14 protein-coding genes are annotated in these 14437 nt (G+C 38.3%); 3 read left to right on the forward strand and 11 right to left on the reverse strand.

The window, feature by feature from the left end:
• Positions 1-92: 92 nt before the first annotated feature.
• Positions 93-1022, reverse strand: coding sequence for a hypothetical protein (locus tag GYM62_RS01715; protein ID WP_219958057.1), 930 nt, complete (start codon positions 1020-1022; stop codon positions 93-95).
• Between the two features lie 22 nt (positions 1023-1044).
• On the opposite strand from GYM62_RS01715, the gene GYM62_RS01720 reads away from it, so the two are divergent.
• Complete coding sequence (locus tag GYM62_RS01720) at positions 1045-1632, forward strand: SAM-dependent methyltransferase (RefSeq protein ID WP_219958058.1); 588 nt, start codon at positions 1045-1047, stop codon at positions 1630-1632.
• Here GYM62_RS01720 and GYM62_RS01725 read toward each other — a convergent pair.
• Together GYM62_RS01725 and apaG are read right to left on the reverse strand one after the other, a co-directional pair.
• The gene (locus GYM62_RS01725; protein WP_219958059.1) at positions 1626-2405 is read right to left on the reverse strand and encodes a class I SAM-dependent methyltransferase; all 780 of its coding nucleotides are present in this window, start codon (positions 2403-2405) and stop codon (positions 1626-1628) included. The two genes, GYM62_RS01720 and GYM62_RS01725, sit on opposite strands and share 7 nt — an antisense overlap.
• Before the next feature lie 2 nt (positions 2406-2407).
• A complete protein-coding gene (gene apaG, locus GYM62_RS01730; protein ID WP_091655638.1) occupies positions 2408-2794 on the reverse strand; it encodes a Co2+/Mg2+ efflux protein ApaG in 387 nt (128 codons plus the stop codon).
• 63 nt (positions 2795-2857) lie between these two features.
• Between apaG and ung the strand changes: the two genes are divergently transcribed.
• Positions 2858-3520, forward strand: coding sequence for a uracil-DNA glycosylase (ung, locus tag GYM62_RS01735; RefSeq protein WP_091655639.1), 663 nt, complete (start codon positions 2858-2860; stop codon positions 3518-3520).
• A gap of 329 nt (positions 3521-3849) precedes the next feature.
• Here ung and lepB read toward each other — a convergent pair whose 3' ends face one another.
• From lepB to GYM62_RS01775, 8 genes are all read right to left on the reverse strand, one after another.
• A complete protein-coding gene (lepB, locus tag GYM62_RS01740) occupies positions 3850-4923 on the reverse strand; it encodes a signal peptidase I (protein WP_091655640.1) in 1074 nt (357 codons plus the stop codon).
• Between the two features lie 11 nt (positions 4924-4934).
• The gene (gene dapB / locus GYM62_RS01745; RefSeq protein WP_219958060.1) at positions 4935-5657 is read right to left on the reverse strand and encodes a 4-hydroxy-tetrahydrodipicolinate reductase; all 723 of its coding nucleotides are present in this window, start codon (positions 5655-5657) and stop codon (positions 4935-4937) included.
• Entirely contained in the window at positions 5657-6265 is a 609-nt protein-coding gene (locus GYM62_RS01750; RefSeq protein ID WP_255590487.1) for a DUF5683 domain-containing protein, read from the reverse strand. Before GYM62_RS01750 ends, dapB begins: the two co-directional genes overlap by 1 nt.
• Before the next feature lie 2 nt (positions 6266-6267).
• Positions 6268-7179 (reverse strand): ParB/RepB/Spo0J family partition protein, encoded by a 912-nt coding sequence (locus tag GYM62_RS01755; RefSeq protein ID WP_219958061.1) that lies wholly within the window; start codon positions 7177-7179, stop codon positions 6268-6270.
• 3 nt (positions 7180-7182) lie between these two features.
• The gene (locus tag GYM62_RS01760) at positions 7183-7962 is read right to left on the reverse strand and encodes a ParA family protein (protein ID WP_091655643.1); all 780 of its coding nucleotides are present in this window, start codon (positions 7960-7962) and stop codon (positions 7183-7185) included.
• A gap of 293 nt (positions 7963-8255) precedes the next feature.
• The gene (gene yidC, locus GYM62_RS01765) at positions 8256-10055 is read right to left on the reverse strand and encodes a membrane protein insertase YidC (RefSeq protein WP_219958062.1); all 1800 of its coding nucleotides are present in this window, start codon (positions 10053-10055) and stop codon (positions 8256-8258) included.
• A gap of 32 nt (positions 10056-10087) precedes the next feature.
• Positions 10088-11704 (reverse strand): CTP synthase, encoded by a 1617-nt coding sequence (locus tag GYM62_RS01770; protein WP_219958063.1) that lies wholly within the window; start codon positions 11702-11704, stop codon positions 10088-10090.
• 351 nt (positions 11705-12055) lie between these two features.
• A complete protein-coding gene (locus GYM62_RS01775; RefSeq protein WP_219958064.1) occupies positions 12056-13054 on the reverse strand; it encodes an IS110 family transposase in 999 nt (332 codons plus the stop codon).
• Positions 13055-13740: 686 nt separating this feature from the next.
• Here GYM62_RS01775 and GYM62_RS01780 point away from each other — a divergent pair.
• Positions 13741-14142 carry a hypothetical protein gene (locus GYM62_RS01780; RefSeq protein ID WP_091655646.1) on the forward strand — a complete coding sequence of 134 codons (402 nt, stop codon included), beginning with the start codon at positions 13741-13743 and terminating at the stop codon, positions 14140-14142.
• Positions 14143-14437 lie beyond the last annotated feature (295 nt).

Here is a 14437-nt window from a genome sequence, read left to right on the forward strand (position 1 = left end):
TGTTATCCAAATGAATATCTATTCTTAAATGGCATGATGGCATAAAAAAAGCCTCTCCTGAGAAGAAGAGGCTTAAGTTGAAATAAGTTCTCTTATTTGACGCTGAACGTCTTGGAACCTACCAAGTAATTATCCACGAATATCCTTACTTCATGATCGCCAGAAGCGTAATCTGATCCCTTCTCGTAGAAGAATGTTAAGGTTTCGCCAGAATTTTCAAATAGGATATCCTGCTTCACCGTGTAAAATTGCTCGGCACCATTGACACGGAAAGTTCCGGATCCTTTGGCTACGTCAAAGATTGGCTGGGAATTAGGAGCCATGATTTGAACGTAAACGTTTCTAGGACCTTTTTCAGCCACTTTATTGTCTGCCAAATTGAAACTTACCTTGATCTTCTCAATCTGACGATTTCTAAAATCTTTGGTAGTTTCTACACGCTCTTTTCCTCTGGAATTAACAGCGGCAATTTCGATGTTTTCAGCTTTCAGCATGGAAGCCACATTGACTTTTGCCTGCAGATTCTCCTTTTGGATATTGAGCTGGGCTACTTCTTCCTCTATCTGGGCCTGAGTAGTTTTTAGGTCTTGATTTTCTGCATAAAGCTGCTGATTCATTGCGCGCAGTTCCAAAATTTCCTGATCCTTCTGCTCAAGTAAGCCGGAGTAGCTGTTGATTTTCTTATTCAAAGCAGCAATCTCATTGGCACTTCTCTGCCTAACCGAGTTTCTTTCTGCAATCAACTGATCTCTCACTTGCTCCAGGGCAGCGATATCTCCTCCCAGTTTTTCAATTTCCTGAATTCTGAGATTTAGTTGGTAAGTGACTGAGTCCAATCTTTGATTTAACTCATTGTTTTCGGTGGAGAGAAGAAGAATCTCCTCTGTCTTTTTAGTTCGGTCCACATAGTCAGTGTATAATTTAATTCCACTGATGATGACCAAGAGAACAAGGACTATAATGATAATATTTTTTCCCTGATCCTTTTTTTGGCTAGATTCTTTTTCAAAATTGCTGTTCATGTGTTTGACTTAATAGGGCTGTATGATGATTAAATTAGATGAAGACTTTTGGACAGAGCGATATAGACAAGGCTACACCGGCTGGGACATCGGTTATCCATCTACCCCGATAGTACAATATTTAGACCAAATTCAGAATAAAAATTGCCGTATACTGATTCCAGGTGCAGGAAATGCTTACGAGGCCGCGTATGCATGGGATCAGGGCCTTGTAGGCACACATATTCTGGATATTTCAAAAGATCCGTTAACAAAATTTAGCACAAATCACCCCAATTTTCCCCATGCTCAAATTTTCCACCAAGATTTTTTTCAGCATCAAGGAAAATATGATTTGATAGTGGAACAGACTTTCTTTTGTGCTTTGGATCCAGCACTTAGAGAGGCTTATTGCCAAAAGATGCTCGAATTACTTCAGCCTAACGGCCGTTTGGTAGGTCTGTTATTTGGAGTGCAATTTTCAAAACAAGGACCTCCTTTTGGTGGAAGTCTGGAGGAATACCAATCGCTGTTTTCAAAATACTTTAAAATTCACAAATTGGAGCTTTGCATTAATTCCATTGCTCCACGAAGAGGAACTGAGATTTTCATCAATCTGTCAGCTCAGTAGGAGAGTACGTAGTGGGATTTTTTACCGGGATAATTGAAAATCAAAATCCCGCATTCATAAAAGTCCAGACTAAGGGTCACTTCTTTTCGGCTTTTGATTTCTTCCCAGGCGGACTGCATTTCCGGCGACCAATAGATATCAGCCACTGCGACAATACTGGAATCTTGAAAATGTTGACTGATTAAATTGTATGAATTGATGGTTCCCTCATAAGTATGATTGGCATCGATTAATGCAAAATCAATAGGAGTATTTTCTTTCAAAAACTCAGGTAGGGTTAGAGCTATATCCCCTAAAATGGCATGCAGGTTTTGGGGCTGGTCTTTCTCAAAAGCCACATTTAATAAGTCTTCTGAGCCTTCAAATGTAAAAACATCTCCTTTGCAGATTCGGCTTAAATACCGGGTATTGATACCCATGCATGTTCCTAGTTCCAACACTCTTTTAGCGGGAGTCAGACTTACAAAGTATTGATAGAGTTGGTTGAATTTTCTGGAACTTGTTGAATACCTAGTTACTTCTGAAATAGGTCTGGTCTTTCCATTTACTTTTTTGGATCCTGCACCTAGATCCAGTACAGGAACTGATGATTTACTGCTAAGAAATTCTTTTCGTAAGTCTTCTAAATCAAGATCCTGCTGTTTTCTTCCTTGAACAAAGCTTTTTAAACCGGTATAAATTTGAAATACGGCGGGACTTTGAAGAGAGTGTTTCTCTTCTTTTGTTAACCAGTATCGGAAATATGCGAGGAGTGGAAATACCTTCCTGTACAAAATTAATTGTGGAAAATATTGGCAATCATTTGAAATTCAGGAACGGCTACTTCCAGGATTTTTCCATCAAAAAGTTTCTGCATGGTGTAAACACCCTTCATTTTTCCCAAACCGGACTTTAAATTGCATCCGGAAACGTAAGAATGACTTTCACCTGGCTCAAGAGTAGGCTGTTGACCTACTACACCTTCTCCTTCTACGATTTTGGTGTTTTCAGCTGCATCAGAAATTTCCCATCTTCTTCTTAACAATTGAACGGTTTGTGCGCTTTTGTTTTGAATGGTTACTTTGTAAGTAAAAACATAATGATGCTGAAGCGGGCTGGAGAATTCAGCCTGGTATGTTACTTCAACACTTACTTCTATTCCGTTGGTGGTTGCAGTTACCATTATTATAGCCTTTAAAAGTTAGCAAATATACAATGAACTCTTTGAATATCAATAAAATTACTAATGGATGTAAAAATTGAAACAAGCTGGAAAGAAATTTTAACTCCAGTCTTTCAGCAAGCCTATTTTCATGAGCTAGTTCAGTTTGTAAAAGACGAGTATTCTTCCTCTAAGGTTTATCCTCCAGGGAAAGAAATTTTTAATGCATTTGACTACTGTCCTTTTGATCAAGTTAAAGTGGTGATTTTAGGACAAGACCCTTATCATGGAGAAGGTCAGGCTCATGGTCTTTCATTTTCCGTGAAGCCAGGTATTCCTTTTCCACCAAGTCTTTTGAATATTTTCAAAGAAATCAAAGCTGACTTAGGGAAAGATATGCCAGCTAATGGAGATTTGTCCAGGTGGGCAAAACAAGGAGTGTTTTTACTGAATGCCACTTTAACTGTAAGGGCTAATCAAGCAGGCTCTCATCAGAAAAAAGGATGGGAGGAATTTACCGATTCAGTGATCCAAGCAATCAGTGATCAAAAGGAACATGTGGTTTTTCTACTTTGGGGAGCCTACGCTCAAAAAAAGGAGCTTTTGATTGACTCTGATAAGCATTTGATTCTAAAAGCTCCACATCCAAGTCCACTTTCAGCTCATCGTGGCTTTTTGGGTTGTGGCCATTTCTCCAAAGCTAATGAGTATTTGAATTCAAAAGGGATCAGGCCTATTAACTGGTGAGGGGAACGGATTTGGTTATTGATTAACTGAGTAATTGTGGAATTGAGTAAAAAGCAATAACAGTTCAACTTTCCCTCTTTCGGCGTGCAGGCACTGTTCATCTTCAAGCTCGCTTAAAAGGTCTCGAATTAGAATTAAGGTTCTCCTGCCTGGAAATACTTCGCTATTTATTATTCGATGTTCGATGTTCAATATTTTTAAAGTGTAATGAGGATAGAGTCTTCTTTGCTGTTTGTAATTCCTATATCTTTCAACTCGTCTCTAATCTCCAATTCCAACAAAAAAGCCTCGAAATCTAAATCCCGAGGCTTTTTTGATGGTTTTGATCTTTAATCAATTCCTTTGAAAATTCTGCTCCATCTGATCTTATTGAACATGGATTCAAATTGATCTAGGGATAGCCACAAGAACCAAGCTTTGCCGACCACATGATCCTCCGGAGTGAATCCCCAGTATCTAGAGTCCAAAGAATCATGTCTATTATCTCCCATCATGAAGTAATAGTTTTGGGTAAAAGTATAAGAGTCTACAGGCTTTCCATCAATAAATAATTGTTCGCCCCTGATTTCCACCTGATCCAATCCTTCGTAATTTTTGATGGTTGAACCGTAGCGAATCACATTATCCGGAGTCATTTCCATGGTCATTCCCTCTCCTGGAATGGTTAAAGGACCAAATTGATCTCTGTTCCAAGCAAGCTTGGTTTCGTCTGGGAAAATCCCTCTTTCAGCACCAATGCCTCTGATTCGTTTGGTGACACTGGTTATCACCGGAGATGATTTAAGCCTTTCAATGACTACATCGGTAGCATGAACTACATATCCTGCACCATCTGTGTAGGCCCAGTAGCTGTCAGGGTTAATTCCATAATCATTGAAAAAGTCCTGATTCAATGGTCTGTTCGTGATGACATCATAAGAATATTGCATCTCTTCCGGATGCATTCCAGGCTCGCCATTCACATATAAATCGCCGTTTTTAACTTCTATTACATCACCGGGAACACCTACAGCTCTTTTGATATAATTGGTTTTTAAATCATTCGGATATTGAAATTCTACCGGATAATTAAAGACCACCACGTCATTTCTTTTCACCTCAGAAAAGCCGGGTAATCTATAATAGGGGAGCTGAATAGCATCAGAATAAGATGGGATTTCGGTTCCCCAAATTTTCTGATGTGTTAGTGGAACTTGCAATGGAGTTTTAGGAATTCGGGTTCCATAATGCATTTTACTTACGAAAAGAAAATCACCAACTAGTAGGGATTTTTCCATCGAAGCGGTAGGAATAGTAAAGGGTTCCAGTAATAACCAGCGTATTAAACTTGCTGCAACTACTGCAAATACCAAGGCGTCTACCCATTCTCGGGCAGCTGATTTCTTTTGTTTTTTAGTACTCATTTTTCATTTGATCAAAAAGACAGAAAGTCGTTCATAGAAAGTACTCCTTTTTTATCCTTAATCCATTCTGCAACCAAAATCGCACCAAGGGCAAACCCTTGCCTGCTATGGGCAGTATGGCTAATTTCAATGTCATCTATCTCGGACTGATATCTGATAATATGTGTCCCGGGAGCGGGATCAATTCGTTTGGAGACGATAGGTAATTCATTTTCCTTTTCTCCATTTCCTTCCAATAAATACCAGTCTTTCAGACTGCTGTTATTGTTTAATATTCCTTCTGCCAAGGTAATTGCAGTTCCTGAAGGAGCATCTTTTTTAGCGGTATGATGGATCTCCTCTATGCTGGCTTTATAGCCAGAAGTTTCATTCATTAGCTTTGCTAAGAATTCATTTACCTTGAAAAACACATTGACACCAATGCTGAAATTGGAAGCATAGAAAAAAGTACCGTTTTTTTCTTTCGTCATCGCCTCGATTTCAGGCTTTTGAGATAACCAACCTGTAGTTCCTGATACAATAGGGATTCCTTTTTCAAGACACCATTTGATGTTTTCAACAGCAGCTTCAGGTTGACTGAATTCTATAGCAACATCCACGTTAGAGGAGTTGAGCTGATCAAGGTCTTCCCGATTATCAATGTTTATCTTTCCTGCGAGGTTATGGCCTCTGGATTCAGCTATTTCTCCGATGAGCTGTCCCATTTTACCATACCCTAGTAATAATATGTTCATTATTTGAATTTTAACTTTAAAGTTATGCCCAAGGATTGATTTTGGGCAGAAAAGGTTTCAAAATGCGGCTCTATTCCCAAGGCCAGATCATCTGAAATATCAAAACCTGATAAATGAGCATCCACATTAGCATCTATAATATTGAGTGCATAAATAGCTCCCAATAGTAAGATGGTCATATCTCTGTTACTTCTCCAATAATCCACATTTCTAACCAAGGCTTGTCGATTCAGATTGGGGAAGATATTAGGTTCACCATCGTCCAAATTAAATAAAGCTTGACGGAAAACCTGATACCGCTTGTTGTTAAAGTTTATGAAATAAATATCTGTAATAAAGCCAGCGTATAAAATAGGTACTTTCCATGCCTTTCCATTATAAACCTGCCCAGCACCCGGAAGCACAGCCGATAGTATGGTTGCTTTTCTAGGGTTTTTTGGAAGAGAAGAAAAATTTGGCCTGTCATTATCCCGCTGATTTTGCTCCTCAGTTTGACCTTGATTCTGGGCAGAGAGAGGCTGAAAAGACAAGGCACTAAAAAGCAAAAGACCCAGGATGATCCATGGGTATTTGAATTTTGGTGATGAAAAAAAAGCAGGACTTTTCACGGTCAAATTATTTCCAATATTTCCAGAATCCTATTCAGATCGGAAGCAGAGGAAAAAGGAATCTTGATTTCCCCTTTGTTTTTTTCATTGGTTTTGAGATTTACTTTTGTTCCAAAATGGGAAGCCAATCTCTGCTGTATCTTATTTAGCTCGTATTTACGAACCGGATCTAGATTAGAGCTCTCTTTTTTCTCTGGTTTTCCTTCGTTCAAAGCTTTTACCAGCGCTTCTACTTTTCTTACGCTAAGCTCCTCTTCAACTGTCTTTTTGAAAATTGCCAATTGCTTATCCACATCTTCAATATTGATGAGGGCTCGGGCATGTCCCATGGAGATTTGTTGATCTCTAATGGCTGCCTGAATCGTAGGCGGTAATTTTAGAAGTCGAAGGTAATTATTAACTGTGGTTCGGTTTTTACCTACTCTCTCCCCAAGTTGTTCTTGTTTGAGGTCACATTCTGCCAATAGTCTCTGGTAGGAATGAGCAATTTCAAGAGCATTTAGGTTTTCCCGCTGAATGTTTTCAATCAAAGCCATTTCCAGCATTTGCTGATCATTGGCTGTTCTCACATAGGCTGGAACTCTTTCAAGACCTGCAATTTTGGAAGCCTGAAATCTTCTTTCTCCGGAAATAAGCTGGTATTCGTCCTGATCCAGTTTACGAACTGTGATAGGCTGAATGATACCTTGAATTTTGATGGATTCTGCCAATTCCGCCAAAGCCTCCTTATCAAAATAAGTTCTAGGCTGATATGGATTGACTTGGATTTGTTCCAAAGGAATTTCAAAAATCCCTGTTTTGATTACTTCTGGTAATATCTCCTCGGATTTATTTTTGGCAGGGCTGTCTTCAAGCAAAGCTCCTAAACCCCTTCCGAGGGCAGTTTTTTTTCTATTGGGTTTTTGATCAGCCATGGATTAACTTACTTTTTGTAGGCCGTTTTTTTCTGCGATTTCGCTGGCCAGATTTAAATATGCGACTGCTCCCTTACCATCAGCGTCAAACGCTATGGCAGGCATTCCAAAACTTGGAGCTTCGGAAAGTCTAACGTTTCGAGGGATGATAGTTTCAAAAACCATGTTTTTAAAGTGCAATCTAACTTCTTCAACCACTTGGTTGGAAAGTCTCAACCTCATATCGTACATGGTGAGCAGTATGCCTTCTATTTCCAAATCCGGATTGAGTCGGGTTTGGATGATTTTAATTGTATTCAATAATTTTCCCAATCCTTCCAATGCAAAATATTCACATTGCACAGGAATGATTACGGAGTTTGCGGCAGTTAATGCATTGATGGTAATCAATCCCAAGGAAGGAGAACAGTCAATAATGATGTAATCATATAGGTCTTTCAGCGAAGAAATGACATGCTTCATTTTTTCTTCCCTGTTGTCCATATTGATCATTTCTACTTCAGCTCCGACCAAATCAATATGGGAAGGAACTAAATCCAGATTTTCAATCTCTGTCTTGATGATGATTTCCTTTACATCGATTCCATCCACCATGCATTCGTAGATACTAGTACTGATGGATTTAGGATCATGTCCTAAGCCTGAGGTAGTATTTGCCTGCGGATCTGCGTCGATGACCAGGGTCTTATGCTCCAGCACCGCTAAACTGGCAGCCAAATTCATGGCAGTGGTGGTTTTTCCAACTCCTCCCTTCTGATTGGCAATAGCAATAATTTTTCCCATGGTTTAGTTTAAGATTTAATCTCAATATTAAGCAAATTCCAGTCTTATTTATCCTTGTCCACGGCTTTTTTTAATTATAGCCCTGTGACATTTGATGTCAATATCTATTTTTAAATCTCATAAAAAGTGGGCTTAATCTTCAGATTTACAAAGATTTAATTATTGGAATAAGTCTATGTTTTTTGCCTGTTAAATTTTCTTTACTGGATGTATTTCTTTTGGCTCAGATCAAAACTTAGTTTCTGAATCTTGTCATTTTCCAATATATAAAAAAAGGGCCCGAAGGCCCAATCTTATTTCTTTCTGTTGCTATCTGCTGCCTTCATAGCTTCTTCCAATTTCTGTTGAAATTTGGATTTTTTCTTGTTGGCATTTTTCACCTTGTTCTCTTCTACTTTCTGACGGATTTTCTCATCGTCTACAAATAGCTTGATCAAGGCTTGCTGTCCAAAGGTTACCACGTTTGATACAAAATAGTAGAAACTCAATCCGGCAGGGTAGGAGTTTAGGATGAACATAAACATTACCGGCATGATATATCCCAAATTTTTCATCGGGCCAGTTGCCGTAGTCAATTGATTGTTGAAGTGCGTATAAACAATTTGAGAAACTGTCATCAACAATGTAAACAAACTGACATGGGAGCCATAAAACGGAATGGTGAATGGCAGCTTGATGAACTCATCATAAGTCGATAAATCTTTAGCCCAAAGGAAAGACTCTTGTCTTAATTCGATTGCATTTGGGAAGAAGAAGAACATCGCAAATAGGAAAGGCATTTGAAGCAAAAGCGGAAGACATCCTGAAATCGGGCTTACCCCCAATTTCGAGAAAAGCTTCATTTGCTCTTGTTGCATTTTAGTTGGATCATCTCCGTATTTCTCCTTCAATTCATCAATTTCCGGTTTGATCACCCTCATTTTAGCCATTCCTATATAAGATTTATAGGTAAGTGGCGATAGGGCTAGTTTGATAAGCAATACGATTAGAATGATAATCACACCATAGTTATCAAAGAACTTCTCCAGGAATTCGAAAAGATTAACGATGATGTATTTATTCACCCAGCTTACAAAAAAGTAGCCCATGTCTACGTTTTTCTCAAAGCCATCGGTTACTCGCTTGAGTGTTTTGTATTGATCTGGTCCGAAATAATAACTGAAAGAAGTGGCACCATTCTCCAGTGGTAGGCTAAAATTAGCCCCCATATTTCTTACAAAAAGGCTGTCAGAAGGAGTGCTTTGATTTAAATTGACATTCTGAAATTCCTTGTCTGCAATGATTCCAGCTGTGAAAAATCGTTGGCTAAAACCAATCCATTTTACAGGTTCAGCAACTGCCTCTGCTTCTGCATCATCGCTCACGCCTAGGTTTTCGTAAGACCCAGCAGATGTATAATAATTGACTTGGGTTTTTCTTCTGGATTCAGCCAAGTCTCTTTCATGTGCTCTTACCTGATCTTCCCAGCTGAACTGAACTGCATTGGAGGTGAAAACTCCAGAAAAGCGCTCTATTGCAAAACTCTTTTCAACTACATAACTACCATCAGTGATGCTATATTTTTGAGTGATTTTTCCGTTGGAAGTTTCAGCACTTAATGTTAGAATGTGAACTGTCTCACCTTCTTCATTCTGCTGAGAAGATACATTTGGGGTAAAATAAAAGTCGCTTAAATAAACTGGACCTCTATTAGTTTCCAAAGAGAAATCCATTTTGGAGGATTCCTCATCTAGTAGCTTTAAAGGTTCCTGAGTCCAATTTTTATATTCCTTTAATATAACTTCTTTAATCAGACCACCTTTTGAGGAGATGCTGATGAAAACTTTATCATTTTCGAGAGTGACTAATTCTTCAGATCCCTGAGTCATACCAGCCAATACTCCAAACTTGGCAACTTTTCCAGCTTCAACGATGCTATCATTCTCTGCCAAAACCGGAGTCTCTTCAGAGCTTGCAACTGAAGCAGTGTCTACCGTTTGAACAGCAACTTCGTTTTCTGTCACGGGTACTTCCGGACCACTTGCGAAGAAAATGGAATAGATCAGGATTACCGCCGCAAATAGGATCAAACCTGTCGCTTGATTTTTATCCATAATTATAATACCTCAAGAGAGGATTTAACTAGTTATTTTACTTTATGATCAATAGCTGCTTGAATAAACTTGACAAAAAGTGGCTGAGGATTCAAAACAGTACTTTTGTACTCTGGATGAAATTGAACGCCTACAAACCAAGGATGGTTTTTGATTTCAATTACTTCTACCAATCCGGTTTCAGGATTTTTTCCTGTCGCCTTCATGCCAGCCTCTTCCATTTGCTCCAAATAGCTATTGTTAAACTCGTATCTATGCCTATGTCTTTCCTGGATTTTAAGCTTTCCATAGGCTGAATAGGACTTACTTCCTTTTTTCAGTTCGCAAGTATACGCCCCTAATCTCATTGTTCCACCCATTTGGTCTATTCTCTTTTGCTCTTCCATGAGAGCAATGACCGGATTTTTCGTTTGTGGGTCCATTTCAGTGCTGTTTGCATCATCAAGTCCTAAGACATTCCTTGCATACTCGATCACTGCAACTTGCATCCCCAGGCAAATGCCGAAAAACGGGATTTGCTTTTCTCTGGCATATCTGACGGTTTCCAATTTTCCTTGAAATCCTCTTTCACCAAATCCGGGTGCAACCAAAATACCATCCAGATTTTTCAGCTTGGACTCAAAATTATCCATGTTGATCTCTTCGGATGAAATCAATTTTAAATTGACATGACATTCTATGGAAGCTCCAGCATGAGTAAAGGCTTCAATAATGGATTTATAGGAATCAGGCAGGGAAACATACTTTCCAATCAAACCGATATTTACCTCCTGAGTTGGGTTCTTAAGTTTTCCTAAGAAATCTTTCCAGTTTTCAAGATCTGTATTCTGTTTGCTGGAAAGTTTAAGCTTGGACATGACTCTTTCATCCAGTTTCTCTTTCTTCATCAAAAGAGGAACATCGTAGATCGTGTCTGCATCCATCGCTTCGATGACACTATTCAACTGAACGTTGCAGAACAAAGCCAATTTTTTCTTGACATCTGATGGAAGATGATGCTCAGTTCTACAAACCAAGATATCCGGCTGAATACCTGCTTCCAACAATTGCTTGACAGAATGTTGGGTAGGCTTAGTTTTAAGTTCTTTTGCTGCTTTTAGGTATGGGATAAGCGTTAGGTGAATTACCAAAAAGTTGTTCGGACCCAGATCCCATCTCGCCTGTCTTACTGCTTCTATAAATGGTAGGGACTCTATATCACCTACACAACCCCCAATTTCGGTGATGACCACATCGTACTTTCCATCTTCTCCCAGCTTGTAGAAGTTTGACTTGATTTCGTCTGTGATGTGAGGAATTACCTGAACGGTTTTTCCTAAAAATTCACCTTTTCTTTCCTTGGTGATGACATTGTTATAGATCCTTCCTGTGGTGATATTGTTGCTTTGGGAGGTAGGAGTGTTTAAGAACCTTTCGTAATGTCCAAGATCCAAATCGGTCTCAGCACCATCATCGGTCACATAGCACTCTCCATGCTCATAGGGGTTGAGCGTCCCTGGATCGATGTTTAGATAAGGATCGAATTTTTGGATAGTAACCGTAAAACCTCTCGCTTGAAGTAATTTACCTAATGAGGCAGCGATGATTCCTTTTCCTAGGGAAGAAGTTACTCCTCCGGTAATGAATATGTATTTTGTGGGTGAGGCCATAAGAATGGTGAGAGATGATATTTGATTGGATTCTTATGGGGCTCAAAATTAGGAAAATTATCTGATACCTCTCCGAGATTTTTGGAATATCATTGAAGGGAATTTCAAAATTTGAAAAAGTCACAGAGTAATCAGAGGCTAGTGGAGACGAAAATAATTGATTTGCTCAAGTATGATTTTATTTTTCTGCGAACATTTGGGGTCAAGAATTTTGAGAAAAAAATTTATGGATATCCGCTTTCTTACCAGTATTGACAAAAATACGGCTTATTGTCTGCTGAAAAGAACAGAATCCGGAAGCTTCGCCTGCCTGTATTCTAAGGTTTAAACAAGAAGATTTTCAGTTTTTTTTCATGCGGCATATTTTAGTATGTCTACATAGCTGGAATTTCGGTTGACAACAGCAAAAGCCCTTGCAATAAGTTTATTTCTGATAATATTAAGTGTGCTCATTTTGCTTTTCCCTTCACCGGTTCTTCTCTTGTAATAGGTCTTCATCTCAGTGCTGTATTGGATGGCTGTGCCTGCACATAATGTCAGCAGTGTTTTAATTCTCTTATTCGCCAGCGGACTGATTTTGGTTCTCCCTCGATAGGATGTACCTGACTGGTTGGGAAACGGTGCTGTTCCTGCATAACTGGCAAACTTTCTCCAGCTATCGAATAGGGTAAACCCTTCTGTTAAGACGATAAGTGCAACAGCTGTCTGTGGGCCTATGCCCTTGATAGAGTTAATCAGCTTATATTGGTTCATTAACAGTTCATCTTTGCGTAAAAGTTTGTCTATTTCTTTCTCCACGGTTTGGATCTGCTTATCCAAACAAGCGATCACTTCGGTATTGGATTTTTGATAGACTTTTAATTTGATTTCTGAAACTACAGCTTCATATTCTTTGATACGGGTGATGTAAGCTGCTCTGTCTTTTACAAGTCGCTCTCTGTAATTAAACAGCTTTTTGAGATCCTGGATGACCTTTTTGGGAAGAACAGTGGGGATAATCTTCTCCTGCTTTTCATAAAGATATTCAGCTATGTCTTTAGAGTCTGCCTTGTCTGACTTACCTCTTCTTATTCCCAAGGATCGCTTTAATTCAAGTCCTGAGATGATATAAAATGGTAGGGAGTGCTTTTCAAGAAACAAAGCAAGTTCTGAAGAATAAATCCCAGTGGATTCAAATCCGAAAAGCAGTTCTTCTGCGAGTATTAACCCAGAGTTTTCCATTACCCATTCCACCAGCTCCTGGTAACCTTTCTCATTATTTTCAAAGACTGCGTGGCATTGGTTGATCTTCAGATAGGCATCAAGTGTAGATTTACTTACATCGACTCCAATAATTGATTTGAATTTCATAATTTAGACATTGAAGTTTAACAAATGAGAGTTGCGGAAACTAAAACCTTTAACAGGCCTAAAGCCTAAAATTCTAACTGGTTACTGGCAACTCAACTAAGAATGGGGACTGATACAGGCAAGAGGTCGCTAGCCTAGCCGTGGCGAAAGTTCACCCCATTCTTTTTTAATTTATTCAATATCTGAGTCACTTAATAATCGTTAAGATATTAGCTCTTATTTTCCCAAATAATTCTCCTTTGCAAACCTAAAGGCCGTGGCTGGGTCTTCGGTCTTCCAACCTGTCAAGCAAGGAAAATAAGATAACTGACATGATTACGGATAATCAGAAAAATATTTATTCATTTCCTCTTTTAAAAATTAGTCAAATTCATTGGCTTAGATGATTGAGATTTTTGGATTTTATTTGCTTATCGCTAAATCTCGCAGAATAGAGTTATGATTTTTCATGCCTATGGAAAATGGAATTATATATGTTTTAATTCAGGATTTTGATTGATCATGTTGCTTGATTTTTAATGAAGACTCTGAAAATTCTTAAATGGGGAAAAAGAGATATTAATAAACTAAAACCTTTTATATGTAGATTCAGTATATTAATTTTAATTTTCGAATAATAATTAATCTAAACACATACATAATTTATATATATTGCAAATCGTTTTTAAAATAATAAACTATCTACTATGAGAGATTTGATAAAAGAAGCTATTGCTGACCTAAAAAAGAATGAAGGTTTTATTTATGTAACCTCAGAAGGAAAAAAAATAGACCTTCATGAAGCTGCTGCAAGAGGTATTGCGGTAACTCCAGTGAATCCCAAAGATAATGTGATCAAGAAATTAGAATCTGCCGGTTTATATCTAACTGATGGCAGATTTATGAATGATTTGAATGAGCTTGTATCATTAATAAACGGAAGCTCCTCTGGAAAGTCAGGAAAAAGAAGAACATTCACTGATGCTGAGAAAAGCAAAATTCTAGAAGAATGGAAAAAAGTGGAAGCTGCAGGTAAAAAAACCAAAGCTGCTTTTGCTAGAGAAATTGGTGTAGGTTATCAAACCTTCATCAACTGGTTGAGAGGTTGATCAATCAACTAGTAAAAAATAGAGGGGTGGTGTTTCCACCCTTTTTTATTTTTTTTCAAAAACACTTATAGAAACAGCTTTTTATTTAAAGTAAGTATGTTAATACTTTGTTAACTTTCAAAAAACCTATCCTTATTATTTAATACAAGCCTATTATTGTCCATTGACTTAGTATCAGCTTTGAGTATTCTTCAAAATTTAAGATTTTTTGATTTTAAAATAAGTTTTCCTCCTCTGATTAGGATACGGCTGGAAGCCCTTTGTCTTTTGTTTTCTAAGCACTCTCAATAATCTG

This window comes from Algoriphagus sp. NBT04N3 (assembly GCF_019443765.1).
In the GTDB taxonomy this organism is placed as follows: Bacteria; Bacteroidota; Bacteroidia; order Cytophagales; family Cyclobacteriaceae; genus Algoriphagus; species Algoriphagus ornithinivorans.

Coding starts and splice junctions, on each gene's coding strand:
- GYM62_RS01715 (WP_219958057.1), bottom strand. CDS start 1,022: ATGAACAGCAATTTTGAAAAAGAATCTAGCCAAAAAAAGGATCAGGGA.
- ung (WP_091655639.1), top strand. CDS start 2,858: ATGGATGTAAAAATTGAAACAAGCTGGAAAGAAATTTTAACTCCAGTC.
- lepB (WP_091655640.1), bottom strand. CDS start 4,923: ATGAGTACTAAAAAACAAAAGAAATCAGCTGCCCGAGAATGGGTAGAC.
- GYM62_RS01760 (WP_091655643.1), bottom strand. CDS start 7,962: ATGGGAAAAATTATTGCTATTGCCAATCAGAAGGGAGGAGTTGGAAAA.
- GYM62_RS01775 (WP_219958064.1), bottom strand. CDS start 13,054: ATGAAATTCAAATCAATTATTGGAGTCGATGTAAGTAAATCTACACTT.
- GYM62_RS01755 (WP_219958061.1), bottom strand. CDS start 7,179: ATGGCTGATCAAAAACCCAATAGAAAAAAAACTGCCCTCGGAAGGGGT.
- apaG (WP_091655638.1), bottom strand. CDS start 2,794: ATGGTAACTGCAACCACCAACGGAATAGAAGTAAGTGTTGAAGTAACA.
- GYM62_RS01770 (WP_219958063.1), bottom strand. CDS start 11,704: ATGGCCTCACCCACAAAATACATATTCATTACCGGAGGAGTAACTTCT.
- GYM62_RS01780 (WP_091655646.1), top strand. CDS start 13,741: ATGAGAGATTTGATAAAAGAAGCTATTGCTGACCTAAAAAAGAATGAA.
- dapB (WP_219958060.1), bottom strand. CDS start 5,657: ATGAACATATTATTACTAGGGTATGGTAAAATGGGACAGCTCATCGGA.
- GYM62_RS01720 (WP_219958058.1), top strand. CDS start 1,045: ATGATGATTAAATTAGATGAAGACTTTTGGACAGAGCGATATAGACAA.
- yidC (WP_219958062.1), bottom strand. CDS start 10,055: ATGGATAAAAATCAAGCGACAGGTTTGATCCTATTTGCGGCGGTAATC.